Origin of the sequence: Maledivibacter halophilus (genome assembly GCF_900167445.1) — a bacterium.
GTDB classification, from domain to species: domain Bacteria; phylum Bacillota; class Clostridia; order Peptostreptococcales; family Caminicellaceae; genus Maledivibacter; species Maledivibacter halophilus.
Genome location: NZ_FUZT01000015.1, coordinates 101,331 through 119,437, shown reverse-complemented (window position 1 = coordinate 119,437; position 18,107 = coordinate 101,331). Strand labels below are relative to the sequence as shown.

General features: G+C 29.1%; 19 protein-coding genes and 1 tRNA gene. 19 read left to right on the top strand and 1 reads right to left on the bottom strand.

Translation table 11 applies throughout. The features are described from left to right. Window positions 1-120 precede the first annotated feature (120 nt). The 19 genes from B5X81_RS22690 to pyrR all read left to right on the top strand — a co-directional run bounded on the left by B5X81_RS22690 (window position 121) and on the right by pyrR (window position 16,141). On the top strand, window positions 121-1,029 hold the full coding sequence (locus tag B5X81_RS22690) for a YIEGIA family protein (protein ID WP_079495192.1): 909 nt from the start codon (window positions 121-123) through the stop codon (window positions 1,027-1,029). A gap of 15 nt (window positions 1,030-1,044) precedes the next feature. Then, entirely contained in the window at window positions 1,045-1,236 is a 192-nt protein-coding gene (locus B5X81_RS22685; protein WP_079495190.1) for a capping complex subunit for YIEGIA, read from the top strand. Window positions 1,237-1,757: 521 nt separating this feature from the next. Beyond that, a complete protein-coding gene (locus tag B5X81_RS22680; RefSeq protein WP_079495189.1) occupies window positions 1,758-3,077 on the top strand; it encodes a DUF512 domain-containing protein in 1,320 nt (439 codons plus the stop codon). 19 nt (window positions 3,078-3,096) lie between these two features. Beyond that, a complete protein-coding gene (gene der, locus B5X81_RS22675) occupies window positions 3,097-4,422 on the top strand; it encodes a ribosome biogenesis GTPase Der (protein WP_079495187.1) in 1,326 nt (441 codons plus the stop codon). 16 nt (window positions 4,423-4,438) lie between these two features. Beyond that, window positions 4,439-5,467 carry an NAD(P)H-dependent glycerol-3-phosphate dehydrogenase gene (locus B5X81_RS22670; protein ID WP_079495186.1) on the top strand — a complete coding sequence of 343 codons (1,029 nt, stop codon included), beginning with the start codon at window positions 4,439-4,441 and terminating at the stop codon, window positions 5,465-5,467. 391 nt (window positions 5,468-5,858) lie between these two features. Beyond that, the gene (spoIVA, locus tag B5X81_RS22665) at window positions 5,859-7,343 is read left to right on the top strand and encodes a stage IV sporulation protein A (RefSeq protein ID WP_079495184.1); all 1,485 of its coding nucleotides are present in this window, start codon (window positions 5,859-5,861) and stop codon (window positions 7,341-7,343) included. 382 nt (window positions 7,344-7,725) lie between these two features. Continuing rightward, a tRNA-Pro gene (locus tag B5X81_RS22660) sits at window positions 7,726-7,802 on the top strand. 110 nt (window positions 7,803-7,912) lie between these two features. Continuing rightward, window positions 7,913-8,290: an LSm family protein gene (locus B5X81_RS22655; RefSeq protein ID WP_079495183.1), complete on the top strand. Its 378-nt coding sequence runs from the start codon at window positions 7,913-7,915 to the stop codon at window positions 8,288-8,290. A 215-nt stretch (window positions 8,291-8,505) separates the two neighbouring features. Then, window positions 8,506-9,750, top strand: a complete 1,245-nt coding sequence (locus B5X81_RS22650) for an HlyD family efflux transporter periplasmic adaptor subunit (protein WP_079495181.1) — start codon at window positions 8,506-8,508, stop codon at window positions 9,748-9,750. A gap of 27 nt (window positions 9,751-9,777) precedes the next feature. Then, a complete protein-coding gene (locus tag B5X81_RS22645; protein WP_079495180.1) occupies window positions 9,778-10,476 on the top strand; it encodes a YggS family pyridoxal phosphate-dependent enzyme in 699 nt (232 codons plus the stop codon). 55 nt (window positions 10,477-10,531) lie between these two features. Continuing rightward, on the top strand, window positions 10,532-10,975 hold the full coding sequence (locus tag B5X81_RS22640) for a cell division protein SepF (RefSeq protein WP_079495178.1): 444 nt from the start codon (window positions 10,532-10,534) through the stop codon (window positions 10,973-10,975). A 101-nt stretch (window positions 10,976-11,076) separates the two neighbouring features. After that, window positions 11,077-11,340: a YggT family protein gene (locus tag B5X81_RS22635; RefSeq protein ID WP_079495177.1), complete on the top strand. Its 264-nt coding sequence runs from the start codon at window positions 11,077-11,079 to the stop codon at window positions 11,338-11,340. Between the two features lie 3 nt (window positions 11,341-11,343). Further along, window positions 11,344-12,162, top strand: a complete 819-nt coding sequence (locus B5X81_RS22630; RefSeq protein WP_079495175.1) for a YlmH family RNA-binding protein — start codon at window positions 11,344-11,346, stop codon at window positions 12,160-12,162. Between the two features lie 13 nt (window positions 12,163-12,175). Beyond that, window positions 12,176-12,634 carry a DivIVA domain-containing protein gene (locus tag B5X81_RS22625; protein ID WP_079495174.1) on the top strand — a complete coding sequence of 153 codons (459 nt, stop codon included), beginning with the start codon at window positions 12,176-12,178 and terminating at the stop codon, window positions 12,632-12,634. 32 nt (window positions 12,635-12,666) lie between these two features. After that, a complete protein-coding gene (locus B5X81_RS22620; RefSeq protein ID WP_079495172.1) occupies window positions 12,667-13,365 on the top strand; it encodes a 5'-methylthioadenosine/adenosylhomocysteine nucleosidase in 699 nt (232 codons plus the stop codon). A 217-nt stretch (window positions 13,366-13,582) separates the two neighbouring features. After that, a complete protein-coding gene (locus B5X81_RS22615; RefSeq protein ID WP_244282217.1) occupies window positions 13,583-13,861 on the top strand; it encodes a DUF5665 domain-containing protein in 279 nt (92 codons plus the stop codon). 11 nt (window positions 13,862-13,872) lie between these two features. Continuing rightward, entirely contained in the window at window positions 13,873-14,517 is a 645-nt protein-coding gene (locus B5X81_RS22610; RefSeq protein WP_170917562.1) for a TraR/DksA C4-type zinc finger protein, read from the top strand. 162 nt (window positions 14,518-14,679) lie between these two features. Continuing rightward, complete coding sequence (locus B5X81_RS22605; RefSeq protein ID WP_334293321.1) at window positions 14,680-15,603, top strand: RluA family pseudouridine synthase; 924 nt, start codon at window positions 14,680-14,682, stop codon at window positions 15,601-15,603. Between the two features lies 1 nt (window position 15,604). Further along, a complete protein-coding gene (gene pyrR / locus B5X81_RS22600) occupies window positions 15,605-16,141 on the top strand; it encodes a bifunctional pyr operon transcriptional regulator/uracil phosphoribosyltransferase PyrR (RefSeq protein WP_079495166.1) in 537 nt (178 codons plus the stop codon). A 13-nt stretch (window positions 16,142-16,154) separates the two neighbouring features. Here pyrR and B5X81_RS22595 read toward each other — a convergent pair whose 3' ends face one another. Further along, entirely contained in the window at window positions 16,155-17,933 is a 1,779-nt protein-coding gene (locus B5X81_RS22595) for an Rqc2 family fibronectin-binding protein (protein ID WP_079495165.1), read from the bottom strand. Between the last annotated feature and the right edge of the window lie 174 nt (window positions 17,934-18,107).

Here is an 18,107-nt window from a genome sequence, read left to right as displayed (position 1 = left end):
CATCTATATTAAAAAAGATAACCAAAGTTTTGGTTATCTTTTTTAATATTTAATATGATACTGAGGAAAAATATTAAATAGCTTAGGATTGTTTGAAGGATAAAAGAAAGGAGAGATTAAATGGAAAATTACATAATCTCAATAATTGTATCTATTATAATGGGAGTTTTTGCCCGGGCTTATATGATGAAAATTGATCATAGACAATATCCAAGCTATCCTCAGGGATTTTTAGCTCATATTACTTTAGGATTAATAGCTGCTTCCCTTGGTGCAGTGGCAATACCTGCATTGGCCACAAAGGAATTTTCAGCCGTTACCTTTTTATCTTTGGCAGCTCAGCAATTTAGAGATGTAAGAAATATGGAAAGACAAAGTCTTGATAATATAGAGCCAACTGAATTAGTGCCTAGAGGAACAGCTTATATAGAAGATATTGCAAAGGCCTTTGAAGCCCGTAACTATATGGTTATGATAACTTCTCTATTTACAAGCTTAGCTATAAATATGTCAAGAATACTAAAGGGAAGTAGAAGTATACAGATTATAATAGGTGTTATTATTGGATTTATTACCATGGCTGTTCTTAAGAAATTTTTAACAAGGCAATTAATTGAGGAAATTGCTGAAATAAAGCCTGGAGAAATAAGTTTTGATGGACCACTTCTTATGGTTAACGATGTGATAATAATGAATATTGGATTAAAGGGCTCTAGAGAAATATATAAAGAAAGAGGAATTGCTGTTGAAATTGTGCCAAAGGACCCAAGTGCCAGTGCCACTTTATCTAATATTGGACAAAGACAGGCTATACAGCATCAGGCAGCAACTCAACTGGGGATTAGAAAGGACATAGATGAGCCCGATTTTACTCCTTTGGCAAGAAGAAATCCTCACAATGGAAATTTAGTAATGGCTTTAGTTGCTATGGAGCCCGATGAAGGTTTGTTAATCGATGTAGTTAAAAAGACCCCTGTATTAGAAACCTGTAGAAGAAAACCAAGGGGGAAATACTTAAAAGAATTGTAATGAAGGGAGATTGTTATGGATTTTGGGATAAAAGATGATATTATTGCTCTGGTTTCATTAAATAGAAATGTTGTATCTTCATCTGCACCGATATTTTTTGTGGAAAATAAAGAAAAACAGGAAGAAACTGCATTATTGATTGCAAAAATAACTATGGGAATGGTTCATGATTTGCGTAATGGAGTATATGCAATAGTAAGACATTGAAATATGATAAAAAGATATATATTTAAGTATTGATAGAGTTGAGTTATAAGCCTTAAAGCACAAAAATAATATAAATCTTAGAATATATAATTTAAAACTAAAAGGGTGTTATATTATCTTTTATGGTTTTATACATCTTGACTATTCTAGAACTTCCATTATAATAAAACAAGAATATAAAGATAAAATTCTATAGTTAAAATTTAATTTAACCTGTTGTGCTAGTAAATGAATTTTTTTGCTTTTAAATATAACTTAGGGATTTTTAATATTTCATTTGAGTGATTTTTATAACACATAGGAAATTATAATCTTAATAAATTATAAATGAATATAATTTCCGTCATGTGTTTCAAAAAAGTCTACCTTTAACAGGTTTATAGCATGAACGAAAAGGAAATATTAAAAATTCCGATATATAAACTAGCACAACGAGTTAATTTAAGAATTTATATTTTAGTGTATTTCACTATATGGCAATTTCATATAAATAAAAGAGTATTATTAAAGCAGGTGTTTGAATGAAAAAAGAGAAATATAAGAATATAGTTGCAAATGTTGAAGAAAATAGTATAGCTGAAGAAATGGGTATAGAGCAAGGGGATATTCTTATAAGCATAAATGAAAAAAAAGTAACTGATATTATTGATTATCTATTTTTAATATCCGATAATTATTTGGAGATTGAAATTGAAAAAAGTAATGGTGAAATTTGGATATTAGAAATTGACAAGGAATATGATGAAGATTTAGGTATAGAGTTTAATAATCCTATTTTAGATAAGGCAAAATCATGTAAGAATAAATGTATTTTTTGTTTTATTGACCAACTACCTCCCCATATGCGAGAAAGTCTTTATTTTAAAGATGATGATTCCAGATTGTCATTTTTACAAGGCAATTTTTTAACCCTAACTAATCTAAGTGATAATGATATTGATAGAATTATTGAATATAATATAAGTCCAATTAATGTGTCAATACATACTACTAATCCAGAGCTTAGAAGAGAAATGTTAAATAATAAGAATGCTGGCAATATTCTCAAAAGAATTAGAAAATTAACAGAGAATAGGATATTGATAAATGGTCAAATTGTACTATGTCCCGATGTAAATGATTCAGTAGAATTGGATAATACAATAAAGGATTTGTATCCCCTATATCCTAATTTACACAGCCTTGCAGTAGTTCCGGTAGGACTAACAAAATTTAGAGAAAACTTATATCCTTTAAAAATATTTAATAAGGAAAAGGCATATAAAGTAATTACACAAGTTAGTAAATGGCAAGAAAAATTAAAAGAGAAAATAGGTACTAATTTTGTGTATTTATCTGATGAATTTTATATTATTGCAAAAGAATTTCTGCCAAGATATGAAGATTATGAAGGTTTTCCACAAATAGAAAATGGTGTTGGATTAATTAGAAAATTAGAAAAAGAATTTGATGAATATCTATTATCCCTTCCAAAGGGGTTGGAAATAGATAAAACAGTTAATATTGTTACGGGAGTATCAGCAGCAGAATTTATGAAGGAATTAGCAAAAAAATTGACAGATAGAATCTCAAAGCTTAAAATTCAAGTATATCCAATAAAAAATAATTTTTTTGGAGAGACAATTACTGTTTCAGGTCTAATAACAGGGCAGGATATTATTAAACAGCTAGATAATAAGGAACTAGGAGATAGTATTTTAATTCCAAAGAGTATGTTAAAATCTGATGAATCTATATTTTTAGATGATGTTAAAGTAAAAGATATAGAAAAATATTTTGGCAAAAAAGTAATAGTTTCTGATGTTAACGGTAAATCATTAATAGATAATATAATAAAATAGTTATAGTGGAGGAATAAAGATGGCAAAACCTATAGTGGCAGTTGTTGGGAGACCTAATGTTGGTAAATCAACTTTTTTTAATAAAATTGCAGGAAAAAGAATTTCTATAGTTGAAGATAAGCCTGGTGTAACTAGAGATAGAATTTATGCAGATGTAGAATGGCTAAATAATAAGTTTACATTAATTGATACTGGAGGAATAGAACCTAATAATAACGATATAATTCTCTCTCAAATGAAAAGACAAGCTGAGATAGCAATGGATACAGCCGATGTTATAGTTTTTATGTTAGATGGAAAATCTGGTTTGACTACCACTGATGAAGAAATTGCAGGTATACTTAGAAGAACAAAAAAGCCAATTGTATTAGTTGTCAATAAAGTAGATAGTAATAAACTATCAGAACACTTCTATGACTTTTATACCCTTGGAATGGGTGAACCGATACCAATATCGTCAGTGAATGGTTTGAATCTAGGTGATTTACTTGATGAAATAGTAGCTAGATTTCCGGAAGATACAGATGAAGGTTATGATGAAGATGTAATAAAGGTGGCAGTAATTGGAAAGCCAAATGTTGGAAAATCATCTCTGATTAACACTTTGTTGGGAGAAAATAGAGTTATTGTTAGTGATATAGCAGGAACTACCAGAGATGCAATTGATACTCCCTTTGAATTCAATGATGATAAGTATGTTTTCATTGATACTGCAGGGATTAGGAGAAAAAGCAGGGTCAATGAAAATGTAGAAAAATATAGTGTTCTAAGGTCATTAACCGCTATAGAAAGAAGTGATGTTTGTTTAATATTAATTGATGCAAATGAAGGAGTCACAGAGCAGGATAAAAGAATTGCAGGATATGCCCACGAAGCTGGAAGGGCTTCAATAATAATCGTGAATAAATGGGACCTTATAGAAAAAGATAATAATACATATACTGAATATACAAAAAATATACGAAACCAATTGTCATTTATGAAATATGCCCCAATACTTTTTATTTCTTCCAAGACAAAGCAAAGAGTTAATAAAGTATTAGAATATGTTAAATATGTGGCTAATCAGCACTCTATGAGGATTTCTACAGGGGCTTTAAATGATCTTATAAGTGAAGCTGTTCTTCTTAATCAACCGCCATCTGATAAGGGAAAAAGGTTAAAAATCTATTATGGTACCCAGGTATCAGTTAAGCCCCCAAGGTTTGTATTGTTTGTTAATGATGTAGAATTAGCGCATTTTTCATATATTCGATATATTGAAAATCAGATTAGACAGAATTATAATTATGAGGGAACACCAATAATATTGGAAAGCAGGGAAAAAAAGAAAAAAAGAAGCTAGAAAGCAGGGTGTATTTATGAAAGAAAAAATAGCTATTTTAGGTGCAGGAAGTTGGGGAACTGCATTAGCAATTGTATTGGCTAACAAAGGACATTCAGTTAATCTATGGGCACGAAATAAGGAGCATATTGAAAATCTTAAATGCAATAGGGAAAATGCAAAATATTTACCGGATGCTAGACTTCCCCATAATATAATTATGCATACCGATATATATGACTGTATTAAGGAATGTTCTGTAATAGTTTTAGCTGTTTCGTCTCAGGGGATAAGAGAAACACTGGTGAGAATTAAAGGCAATGTAACTAAAGATCAGATATTTGTTAATGTTTCTAAAGGAATAGAGAATGATAGGTTGCTTAGGATTTCAGAAATAGTAAATGAATATTATCCTGATAGTAAATATGTTGCTTTGTCTGGTCCCTCCCATGCTGAAGAAGTGTGTAAAGGTATTCCAACAACAATTGTTTCAGCTTCTAAAAGTAAATATGCTGCTGAATTTATTCAAGATGTATTTATAACTCCTACCTTAAGGGTATATACAAATCCAGATATAGTAGGTGTGGAATTAGGAGGGGCTCTTAAGAATGTAATTGCTTTAGGAGCTGGTATAAGTGATGGTCTAGGTTATGGAGATAATGCAAAGGCTGCACTTATGACTAGAGGAATAAGAGAGATAGCTAGGCTGGGGGAAGCAATGGGAGCAAATATTGGTACATTTGCTGGGCTAACTGGAATTGGAGATTTGATAGTAACCTGTACAAGTATGCATAGCAGGAATAGAAGATGTGGTATAAAGCTGGGTGAAGGAATGTCTCTAGAGGATGCTATATCTTCTATAGGGATGGTAGTGGAAGGCGTTTATACAACTAAAGCAGCCTATGACTTATCAAAAAAATTTGATGTTGAAATGCCAATAACCAATGAGATATATAATATTCTATATAATAATTCTTCTGCTAAGGAAGCTGTTAGCAACTTAATGCTTAGAAGCAAAACCCATGAAATCGAGGAAGCTATGGAAGATTTTGCTAATGAATGGTAGAGTAAAAATACGTCTGATGACGTATTTTTAGTTTTAATTTCTAAGGAATTAAGTCACACTTTATAAAGATAAACAACTTTAAGGTTTTATAAATTTCAAATAAAAAATGTAGGACCATTTATTATGTTTTTGAAATTTATTTTAAATGATAATCTTGTTTATATATAGTTAAAATTAAAAACTGTGTTGTTTAGAAGATATCTATCATTTTTATAGATATCTTTTTTGATTTAAAAAATTTAAGTTATTAGAACTTACAACTACAAAGATTCTTTAGATGGATTTGTTTTTTTATGCTTTGGAAGTCATATTTTATAGGAAAAGACATATATTTATAATGTTACAAGCATATTTATATTAATAATAACGATCTATTAAAAGGAGGGAGAAAATGGAACGTTTCGATATATATAAGGATATATCAGAAAGAACCCAAGGGGATATATACATAGGAGTAGTAGGGCCTGTAAGAACTGGAAAATCCACTTTTATAAAGAGGTTTATGGATTTGCTTGTAATACCCAATATAGAAAATGTATATAGAAAAGAAAGAACTAAAGATGAATTACCTCAAAGTGGTGCTGGGAAAACAATAATGACAACTGAACCCAAATTTGTTCCTAATGAAGCAATAGAAATAGTATTAAAAGAAAATGCAAAATTTAAAGTAAGAATGATAGATTGTGTCGGATATTTAGTTAGAGGAGCAATTGGTCATGAAGAAGAAGGCATTCCTAGAATGGTTATGACTCCCTGGTTTGAAAATGAAATACCCTTTGAAGAAGCAGCGGAGATAGGAACGAAAAAGGTTATTACTGATCATTCAACTATTGGATTAATGGTAACAACTGACGGAAGTATAACTGATATCAATAGAGATGATTATGTTGAATCTGAAGAAAGAGTAGTTAGAGAATTGAAAGAACTAAAGAAACCATTTGTAATATTATTAAACTCTGTAAATCCAGACTCTGAAGAGGCAGTAAATCTTAGAGGACAATTAGAAGAAAAATATGATGTCCCTGTAATTCCGTTGAATTGTGCAAGAATGGAAGAAGAAGACATAAATACAGTATTGCAAAAAATTCTTTTTGAATTTCCTGTTAGAGAAATAAATATCAATTTACCAAAATGGATAGAAGGATTAGACCCAGATCATTGGCTAAAAAATCAAATATTATTTACAATTAAGTCGGCTATAAATGATACTGATAAAATTAAAGATATCGATAATTTGGCGTATAAATTTGAAAATGAAAATGTGGATGTTTTAGCAGGGGCAGAAATAAGTAATATAGACCTTGGAAAAGGAATTGCTAATGTTCAAATGGACACAAAGGAAGGATTGTTTTATGATATACTACAGGAATTAACGGGATATAAAATTGAAGGAGATCATCAATTATTAAGCTTAATGAAATCCTTCTCAAAGGCCAAAAAGGAATATGATAGAGTAGAGGAAGCACTCAATAGTGCAAAAAATCTTGGATATGGAGTTGTGCCACCAGCTTTGGAAGAGCTTGAACTTGATGAACCGGAAATATTTAAGCAGGGTGGTAGATTTGGAGTTAAATTAAAGGCAAATGCCCCATCCTTACATTTAATAAGAGCAGATATTACTACAGAAGTATCTCCCCTTGTAGGAACAGAAAAACAAAGTGAAGATTTATTAAGTTATATGATGAAGGAATTTGAGACTGATCCTGGGAAAATATGGGAAACAAACATGTTTGGAAAATCACTTCATGACTTAGTAAAGGAACAACTTCAGACTAAGTTATTCATGATGCCTGATGATGTTAGGTTTAAGCTTCAAAAAACATTACAAAAGATAATAGATGAGGGCAGTAAAAATCTTATTTGTATCATTATTTGAGGAAATTGCATAATCACTTTTTGTAAAAACTAACTATTAAATATTTATTCTATTATCTAATTGTTTTAAATTTCAAGTATTCAATTATTTCATTTATAAGGGTTAAAGGTTGTAGGTTAAAAGGTGATAGGGAAAATTTATAATATCATTGGCTAAATTTAAGTCTAATAACCTTCAACTTATAGCCTTTTATTTTTGATATTAATATCTATAATAAAACAAATTAATAGGTGAATTTATACATCAAAATAAATCTAAGAAGCATCGATATCTTTTATGATGAATAGATTAAACCTTGAAATTGTTTATCTTTCTTAAAAAATTATAATTCTATACTTGATAAATTTATAATTTTATGTATAATATAGATATGGATATTTACCTGGGTGTAGCGCAGCTTGGTAGCGCACCAGAATGGGGTTCTGGTGGTCGGAGGTTCAAATCCTCTCACCCAGACCAATACACTATGACCATTGTCATAGCTTTTTTCTTTTTTATATAAATCAAAAGAATTTAGAATTTACAATTCGAAGTGCGTCATTAGATGGCTTTGTAATAAAGGTGATAATATGATTAATATTGATTATTTACTGCATATTTTAATTGTTTTATTTATTGTAGCAATATTTGGGTATTTTATATCAATATTGAAGGAAAAATATGATTTGCTCAATAATAAAGTAACTTTAAAAAGTAAAAAAATAACTCAAAAGTTTTTAGATGAATTGGACTTGAAAATTTTTAAGCTAGGTAGACTTAATCTTTCTATAGGGGATCAAATCAAAATATATTTGAACAATAATAATTCTATTAAAGGAACTATATTAGGTGCTAAAAAAGATGATAATATTCTTTGCATTCTTACTATAGAAGATAAAATAGTTGAATTGAAAGTTAACAAGATAAAAAAATTGAGAATATTAAGCAAGTATGGAAGAATTTTTTAGACTACGTGCGGATAATCAAATCTAAAGCATTTGAATTTTAGATTTGATTGTTCCTTATTAAGTAGTCTTTGTATTTTTTTGACAAATTCCAGCATTTTGGGACTAAATTACTATAATTTTTTTTTTAGATATATAGAGGAAAAATACTATGTTTGAAGAATTAATTATTATAGCCGATTTGATACTTATTTTATTAAATTCTAATAGGTGATAGAATGAAAAGAAATTTTAAATTATATCGTATTATATTTTTTTCCATAATATTATTATATTTTATTTATAAGGCTATATTTGGTCTTTTTCTAAAGACACCGGATACAGAAATTGTTAAGTTTGGGGAGCTAAGTACTCAAAAAGAATATGAATGTTTAATTGTAAGAGATGAAGAAATTGTAAAATCTCCCGATGAAGGCGTTATTAAGTATTATGTTCAAGAAGGAGAGAAGGTTGAAAAAAATTACAAGATATGTGAAATATATACTTCAAGTGTAAATGATAAGGATAAGAAGAAGTTAAGCGATTTAAGCAGTCGAATCAATGACATAGATGCTAGTAAAGGTGATTTTTTTGAAACAGATATTGAAAAAATAGATAATGAAATAGACATAATTGTAGATGAAATTAGAATTGCCAGAGTAAAAGGTGATTTTTCCAGAATTAATGATCTTAAAAACAATTTAAACAACAAGGTTGAAAAGAAAAGAAGAATTAGCGGTGATAAAAGTTTTTCAGGGGCCAATTTAGAAAGGTTAGAAGGAGAACGAAAAGAGTTAGAGAGCAAGATTAAGAGTTCTATAATAGAAATGAAAAGTTCCCAGTCAGGTGTTGTTAGTTATTATATAGATGGATACGAAGAAATATTAACACCACATAATATTTTAAATATAAAGTATGAATATATAAAGAATATTGAGAATGCTTCAGACAAGTTAAAATATGATAAAGTTATTTATGATCAACCTGTTTTCAAATTAACAGACAATACTGCTTGGTATATTATGATTATGACAGACCCTAAAGACTCAGATAGCTTTAAATTAGGCAAAAATGTATCAATTGATATTTCTGATACAAGGATCAAAGGTGAAATCATTGACAAAGCTTATGATGAAGGAAAAAGTTTTATCATAATAAAAACAAATCAATATGCCAGTGATTTTAATAAAATTAGAAAAATCAATCTTAACATTATAAAAAATCAATATGAAGGATTGAAAATTCATAGGGATTCCATTATAGAAAAAGATGGTGAATTAGGAGTATATGTATTAGATATAAACAGAAAAGCATGTTTTAAAGCTATAAAAGTTTTAGGTTATAATGATGAATATGCAATAATTCAAAATAATGTATTTGATATAAAAGATGGGGATTCGGTAAAACGTGTATATACTGTGAAATTATATGATGAAATACTTAGATATGGAAAAAAATATAATGAGGGGGATATAATTTATTAATAAACCTAGATTTTAAGGAGGATAAAAATGGATATAATAGAAGAAAATATTAATAATGTTTTGGAAAACATAGAAAATGCCTGTGAAAAAATTAATAAAAACCCAGATGAAATAAATCTTGTGGCTGTAACAAAGACTATAGAACCAGAGAGAATAAATACAGCATTAAAAACAGGCATAAAGAATATAGGGGAAAATAAAGTTCAGGAAATAATGGAAAAATATGATAAAATTAATTATAATCCTCATTGGCATTTAATAGGTCATCTTCAAACTAATAAAGTGAAGTATATAATTGATAAAGTAGATTTAATACATTCTTTGGACAGTATACGATTGGCCGAGGAGATTAATAAAAGAGCAAAAAAAATTAACCGAATCATGAATGTTCTAATTCAAATAAATATTGCAGATGATGAAGCAAAATTTGGAATATCCCACAATGAGATAGATGGATTTATTAAAGAATTATCTAAATTTGAAAATATTAAGGTTGAGGGACTAATGACTATAGTACCATATATGGATAATAAAGAAAAGGTCAGGCCCTATTTTAGAAAAATGAAAGAAATATTTGAAGACTTAAAAAATTGTGACTATGAAAATATTAATATGAAATATCTATCTATGGGAATGACAAATGACTACATAGTGGCAATAGAAGAAGGTGCAAATATGATTAGAGTTGGGACAGCCATATTTGGTGAAAGAGATTACAGTAAGTAAAATTGTGGCCTATAGATAAAAAAACTCTTTTGAAGAGAATATAAGGAGGGACAATATGTCAGGGAAGTTTTTAGATAAGGTAAAATTTTTTATGGGTTTGGATGATTATGAAGAAGAAGAGGAAATAAATGAAGATATTGGTCAAGAGCAATTATATAATCCCGTAAGTCCAAGCCAATCTGTAAAACATAAGATAGTAAATATCCATACAAATCAACAAATGAATGTAGTAATTTATGAACCAATGGATTTTGAAGAAGCTCCCGATATTGTAGATAACTTAAAAAATAGAAAGCCAGTCATAATAAATTTAGAAAAACTAGATCAGGAATTGGCAAAAAAAATATTTGATTTTTTAAATGGTGCTATATATGCATTAGATGGACAAATTCAAAAAGTATCTAAGGGAATATTTATTTTGGCACCGAATAATATCGATATTTCAGGTAACTTTAAAGAGGAGTTAACTGATAAGGGAATTTTTCCATGGCAAAGATAAAGTAGGAAAGGAAATTTCATAATTAAAATTTTGCTATAGGAAATTTATAGATAAGATAATTGTGCAATTTCTTCCAATAAGAGGATTTGGATGGTGATAAAATGTGGAGACTTAGAGAAGCTATTATGACATTTATTCGAGTGATTAATTTTTTAATAATTGCCAGAGCATTATTTTCATGGTTCAGTCGTGATTATTCAAACTCCATATACAATTTTTTATATCAGATAACAGAACCAATTTTGGCACCTTTTAGACTGCTGCAAGAAAAGCTAGGTATTAGAGGTATGATAGATTTTTCACCTATATTGGCTATAATCTCCTTAGATATATTAGGAAGGCTGATTTTGAGTTTATTATGGTAAAAAGTGTTTTTATGTAGAAAGTGTGATGTTTTGTATAAGAAAGATTTAGCTAGGAGATATTCTTTAAATAATAAGTATGAAATAGAGCTATTTAAAGCTATGGATAAAATTGAAATAGGGGTTAAAAAAAATATATTTAAAAGCACAGATTTTTTAGATCCCTATTTGGCGTCTATTTGTAATGAAATTTTAAAAACTAGATTTAAATATGATAATTTTAAAATTACTGGTGGCTATGATGCAGCAGAAAGAAAAATAGTAGTTATATATCCTGATTATTTTTATGAGAAAGATATAGATATACCACTTAAGGTTATAAAAATTGACGATTTGCCAAAGGAAAAAGGTTTTCAACATAGGGAAATTTTAGGATCTGTTTTAGGGTTAGGATTAAAAAGAGAAAAAATAGGGGACATAATAATTAATAAAGAACATGTACAAATAATAGTATTAGGGGAAATTGCAAGCTATATTGAAATTAATTTGACTCAAATTGGTAAGTATAAAGTGCAGGCTCATATTGATGAGATAGAAAATATTATCCCAAAGGAAAATAAGTTTAAGCAAATAACAGATACAGTTAAGTCATTGAGACTAGATGCTATTTCCTCGTCGGGTTTTAACATGTCCAGAAGCAAAGCTGCCGATGATATTAAAAGAGAAAAATTGAAAGTGAATTTTGTGCCCATTAATACTCCTTCATTTAGTATTAAAGAGGGTGACTTAATATCATATAAAGGTAAAGGAAGAATGATTTTAGACAAGATTGCAGGTAAGACAAAAAAAGACAGATATAAAATAACAATAAAAAAATTCATATGATTGGGGGTATAAAATGATAACGCCATTAGATATACAAAACAAGGAATTTACAAAGGCGCTAAGAGGTTATAAGGAAGCTGAAGTTGATGAGTTCTTAGATCAAGTTATTGATAGCTATGAAAAAATTTATAATGAAAATGCTGAAATGAAGGAAAAAGTAAGACTCTTAGAAGAGCAGATAGAGAAATATAATAGTTTAGAAAGAACCCTCAAAGATACACTAATTGTTGCTCAAAGTACAGCTGAGGAAGTGGCAATGAATGCTAATAAAAAGGCAGAGCTAATTATTAAAGAAGCTGAGGATAAGGGTAAAAGAATTATTCAAAATGCAAATAATGAAATCGTAAATATTCAAAGAGAGTATGAAGAAGCGAAAAAAGAGTTTCAAATATTCAAGACTAGATTTAAAACTTTGCTTGAATCTCAATTGGATTTAGTAAATGATTCTTTTATGAATGATAAAATAAAATAAAGTGCTGTTTATCTATGCAAAGGAGGGCTTTTATGACTAAAATAGGTATAATAGGCGCAATGGATGAAGAAATAGAAATATTAAAGGATTTAATGGAGATAGAAAATAAAAATAATATAGCAGGTATGTCTTTTTTTTCTGGAAAGCTATTAAATAAAGATATTATACTTGTTCGATCAGGTATTGGAAAGGTTAATGCTGCAGTTTGTACACAGGTTTTAATAAGTAATTTCAATGTAAGTTATATTATAAATACAGGTGTCGGTGGAGCTATACATACGGATTTAAATGTTGGAGATATCGTAATATCTTCAGATGTTCTTCAGCATGATTTCGATGCAACGAGTTTTGGATATAAACTAGGAGAAATTCCTAGAATGGATACATATGTTTTTAAGGCAGATAAGAGACTTGTAGATATAGCCTTTGCGGCTAGCAGAAACGAAACTGTTAATCATCAGACCATGATTGGCAGGATCTTATCAGGAGATGTATTTGTGGCTTGTCCAGATAAGAAAGAATTTCTTTGGGACAATTTTAAGGGTTATTGCACAGAGATGGAAGGTGCTGCTATAGGACATACAAGTTTTTTGAACAATATTCCCTTTGTTATAATAAGATCCATATCCGACAAGGCCGATGGAACAGCCCATATTAATTTTAATGAATTTGTACTGAAGGCTGCAAAAAATTCTAGTAATATTGTAAAGAGTATCATAGAGCAAATTTAAAAAATCCGTCTTAAACGGATTTTTTTATAGTTTTGAAGGAAAAAAACGGGTCAATTTACTATTGATAAAAACAAAACCTTAATTGGTTTTGTTTTTATATTTTATCTAAAAAAGGGCAAAATAATATTATCAAGTTTAAAATAAAACTAAAAATATAGAATTTGCAACTAAAAAATTTCTGAGGAAATTTTGTTATTATGCTAGGATGTGTTACCAAGTGGATGATAAAAGGAAGAGTTCAATTGAAAGTAAAATAGAAAATCTTTCAATAGCCTTAGAAAAGACAAAAATTTCAGAATACACGGAAATAATAAACAATCCCAGAAGATTGCTATTAGTGAATTTTGTTGGGGGATTGGCACGTGGCTTAGGAATGGCTATAGGATTTACTTTACTTGCAGCTGTTTTGATTCATTTTATACGACAGATGGTAAATCTACCTCTTCTAGGCAAGTATATAGCTGAATTATTGAATATAATCGAAAATTATAGATAGGAGGATTCAATTTGGATAGAGATAAGCTCCAATATTTTAAAAAGAGACTTTTAAAAGATAAAAAACAAACTTTAAATACTATAGAAAATGAAGAGGATAACGGACTTCATAGTTCTTTACAAGGGTATTATAGTGAACTGTCGGTTTATGATAATCATCCCGCAGATATAGCCAGTGAAACCTTTGAAATGGAAATGAAATTCAACCTTGAAGAAAACGAGAAAAGACATTTGGAAGATATAAATAATGCTATAGAAAAAATTGAAGATGGCACATATGGAAGGTGTGAGACTTGTGGTAAATTAATAGATATAGAAAGACTGGAGATTATACCCTATACAGCAATATGTGCTAAATGTAGTGAGGAAAAGTCTACATTGCCTTTAGGTAAAAAAATCGATACAAGACCAGTAGAAGAAGAAAAACTCAATTATCCATTTGGTAGAACCTTTAAAGATGATTCGAGATTTAATGGCTTTGATGGAGAAGACACATGGCAAGAAGTGGCTAGATATAACAAGACAAATGAGAAAAAAAAGGCTTTGGATTGGTATGATAATAATATGTATGACGAAAATATATCGGGAAAGGTTGAGAATGTAGATGATATAAGTTCTGAATATTATAAAAAAACAATTAATCCGGATGAAAAATAGTAGAAAGAGAAGCAGACTTAGGGCCTTGCTTCTCTTTCTATTTTATAATACAATTAACTTTTAAGAATCAAAAACCTTAAAGATAACCAACTCTATAGATAACGGATATTAAAAATTTAATATAAATTTCAATATTGGTTATCTGTAATAAAAGGAGCAGATATGTTGAAGGAATTAAAACTGATAGTAGAGAATATTGAAGAATCCCTTCGTTTAGACTTATATATATCGAAGGAATTAAATGATATTTCAAGATCTTATGTCCAAAAACTGATTAAAAGTGGAAATGTAAGAGTAAACAATGAAATAATCTATTCGAAAAAATATAAAATAAGCGAAGAGGACGAAATTGATATAGAAATACCTGAGCCTGAAAAATTGAAACTAGAGCCAGAAAATATTCCTATTGAGATTATTTACGAGGATAAAGATTTACTAGTTGTGAATAAGCCTCAGGGGATGGTTGTTCATCCTGCTCCAGGACATTATTCTGGAACATTGGTTAATGCACTGCTATACCATTCCAAAAGTTTATCTTCAATCAATGGAATAATAAGACCGGGGATTGTACACAGAATTGATAAAGATACTTCAGGGTTATTAATGATAGCAAAAAACAACAAAGCCCACAATTCTCTTGCTGCTCAATTAAAGGAGCACAGTATAAATAGAGTTTATTACGCCCTAGTTAATGGGAATATAAAAGTGGGTAGTGGCACTATTGATGCACCTATAGGAAGACACCCTGTTAATAGGTTGAAAAGAGCTGTTGTTGAGAAGAATAGTAAAAAAGCTGTCACTCATTTTAAAGTAATTGAATCGTACTCAGGATACACCCTTGTTGAGTTAAAGTTAGAAACTGGACGTACTCATCAGATTAGAGTTCATATGTCATATTTAGGATATCCTTTAGTTGGAGATCCCCTTTACGGTATAAAAAAGAAAAAATTCAATTTGAAGGGTCAGATGCTCCATGCTAAAGTACTAGGTTTTATTCATCCTACCACATTAAAGTATATGGAGTTTAACAGCGAACTCCCTGAATACTTTAAAGCTTTATTAAAAAAAATGCAAAGGAGGAAATAAGATGAAGTTAAAGGCTAAAATAATGGATGCTAAAGCAATAAATAGATCAGTAACAAGATTATCCCATGAAATAATTGAAAAGAATAAAGGAGTATCAAATATTGTATTATTTGGAATACATACCAGAGGGATTCCATTAGCAAAGAGAATCGCTTCTAAAATAAAGGAAATTGAAGATGTAGATGTAATTGTAGATTCCTTAGATATTACATTATACAGAGATGATTTATCAAAAATTAATGACAATCCGATTATAAATAAAAGGGTAGCATCAATTAACATAAATGATAAGGATGTTGTACTGATTGATGATGTTATTTTTACTGGTAGAACTGTAAGGGCGGCTATGGACGCTTTAATTGATATGGGAAGGCCTAAAACTATTCAATTGGCTGTATTGGTCGATAGAGGCCACAGAGAGCTTCCTATTAGACCGGATTTTATTGGAAAAAATGTTCCTACTTCAAGAAAGGAGATCATAAGTGTAAAGTTTGATGAAACCGACAATGAAAATGAAGTAGTAATATACGAAAAATAAAACACAGAAGGGATTATTCCCTCTGTGCTTCCAGTTTTTGTACTTCTTCTTTAAATGGTGTTACATATATTGTTTTAAAATTTTCATATATAACCATTCCCGGTTTCGCTCCCGATGGTTTTTTTACATATTTTACATAGGTGTAGTCTATAGGAACCTTACTGGAATATCTACCTTTACTGTTATATGCAGCAATTAGAGCTGCTGCTTTTATGGTATCTTCTGATACTTCTTTACCTTCTGTTCTTATTATTACATGGGAACCAGGAATATCTTTAGTGTGGAGCCAGATGTCTTTTTTAGAAGCCACTTTTAGCGTTAGATAATCGTTTTGTTTATTGTTTTTCCCGGCAAGGACTGTAAATCCATCACTAGTAATATATTCTGAAGGTTTAGAAGCCAAAGATTTTTCTTTTTTCTTAACGATCTTTCTTTTTTTAATATAGTTTTGTTCAATTAATTCCTGCTTTATTTCATCAATATTGTTTATATCATCGGTATTTTCTATATTTGTCAATACGTTTTGTAAATATTGTATTTCTTCAGTAGTTTCTTTTATTTGCTTGTTAATTTTATTTATAGCAGATTTATATTTATTGTATTTTTTATAATATTTTTGACTGTTTTCTGAAGGTGACAGTTTAGGGTCAAGGGGCACAGCAATACTGGGCATATTGGTTTCATAATAGTTTTGGAGAGTCACTTCCTTCATACCCTTGGATATATTATGCATATTAGATAGTATTAATTCTCCATATAATTTATATTTATCAGCACCCTCGGCAGTTAACAGTTCTTCTTTTTGTTTTTGAAGCTTATTGTGCAATCTTTCAAGTCTGGTATTGACTATTTTAGTTATATCAGTAGACTTTTGCTTAATACGATTATATTTGTCCTTTTCAAAGTAATATTTGTTTATAGTATCGCTTATTGAATCAAAAAAGCTAAGTGAAAAATATTCATTTTCATAGATTTTTAGTACTATTGGAGAAAAATCAATTGTTTTGTTATCCTTTGCATCAAAGATTATATTTGGTGAGTATTCATTTTTATGGGTTTTCCCAAGAATACCAATAAAAACATTCCAAATGTCTGTAAAGTTTTTATCGGATAGCTCTGAAATTGGGATATCCATAGAGATAGAAGATCTATAGCATATTTCTTTAGCAATAATAGGGCTTATACCTTGAAAGGACTTATAGATCGCTTTGAATATTTGGGTATTTTTTGAATTATTATTTATTTTATTTTTAAAAGTAGTATAATCTGTAGTAAATATATTTATTTTGTTTTGAGAAGGTGGATATTCATATTTAAGTCCAGGTAATATTTGCCTTTTTCTGCTGATGCTTGATGGAATTCTTTTAATACTATCAATTATAGTATTATTATCCTGTGTTAGGATTATATTGCTGTGTTTACCCATTATTTCAACTATTAAATTTTTTATATTAATATTTCCTAATTCATCATGACTTTCAACAGATAGAACCAATATTCTTTCAAATTCCACCTGATAGCAATCCACAATTTTACCACCATGTAGATGCTTTCTTAAAAGCATACAAAACATAGGTGGAGTAGTTGGATTAACTTTTTGCATACTGGTTAAACAAAGATGAGGGAAGCTGCTGTTTACTGATATTAATAATTTATTATTAATATCAGTGTTTCTAAATTTAATTAATATTTCATCATCTTCAGGCTGATATATTTTTTCAATTTTTTTATTTAATAATACTTGTTTTAATTCTTTTTTTAATGAATTTATTACTAAACCATCGAATGGCATATTTATTCCTCCATTTCACAAAAGTTGATTATGTGATTTCCTAAATACTTTGTAAAGTATAACATTAAATAATAAAATTTTAAAGGTAAATAATTATATTAGCATATATAATATAATATATGAGGAAATTGCATAATTCTAACTAGGCAGAATTGCATAATATATATGGTATGT

Coding starts and splice junctions, on each gene's coding strand:
- B5X81_RS22690 (WP_079495192.1), top strand. CDS start 121: ATGGAAAATTACATAATCTCAATAATTGTATCTATTATAATGGGAGTT.
- B5X81_RS22685 (WP_079495190.1), top strand. CDS start 1,045: ATGGATTTTGGGATAAAAGATGATATTATTGCTCTGGTTTCATTAAAT.
- B5X81_RS22680 (WP_079495189.1), top strand. CDS start 1,758: ATGAAAAAAGAGAAATATAAGAATATAGTTGCAAATGTTGAAGAAAAT.
- der (WP_079495187.1), top strand. CDS start 3,097: ATGGCAAAACCTATAGTGGCAGTTGTTGGGAGACCTAATGTTGGTAAA.
- B5X81_RS22670 (WP_079495186.1), top strand. CDS start 4,439: ATGAAAGAAAAAATAGCTATTTTAGGTGCAGGAAGTTGGGGAACTGCA.
- spoIVA (WP_079495184.1), top strand. CDS start 5,859: ATGGAACGTTTCGATATATATAAGGATATATCAGAAAGAACCCAAGGG.
- B5X81_RS22655 (WP_079495183.1), top strand. CDS start 7,913: ATGATTAATATTGATTATTTACTGCATATTTTAATTGTTTTATTTATT.
- B5X81_RS22650 (WP_079495181.1), top strand. CDS start 8,506: ATGAAAAGAAATTTTAAATTATATCGTATTATATTTTTTTCCATAATA.
- B5X81_RS22645 (WP_079495180.1), top strand. CDS start 9,778: ATGGATATAATAGAAGAAAATATTAATAATGTTTTGGAAAACATAGAA.
- B5X81_RS22640 (WP_079495178.1), top strand. CDS start 10,532: ATGTCAGGGAAGTTTTTAGATAAGGTAAAATTTTTTATGGGTTTGGAT.
- B5X81_RS22635 (WP_079495177.1), top strand. CDS start 11,077: ATGTGGAGACTTAGAGAAGCTATTATGACATTTATTCGAGTGATTAAT.
- B5X81_RS22625 (WP_079495174.1), top strand. CDS start 12,176: ATGATAACGCCATTAGATATACAAAACAAGGAATTTACAAAGGCGCTA.
- B5X81_RS22620 (WP_079495172.1), top strand. CDS start 12,667: ATGACTAAAATAGGTATAATAGGCGCAATGGATGAAGAAATAGAAATA.
- B5X81_RS22605 (WP_334293321.1), top strand. CDS start 14,680: ATGTTGAAGGAATTAAAACTGATAGTAGAGAATATTGAAGAATCCCTT.
- pyrR (WP_079495166.1), top strand. CDS start 15,605: ATGAAGTTAAAGGCTAAAATAATGGATGCTAAAGCAATAAATAGATCA.
- B5X81_RS22595 (WP_079495165.1), bottom strand. CDS start 17,933: ATGCCATTCGATGGTTTAGTAATAAATTCATTAAAAAAAGAATTAAAA.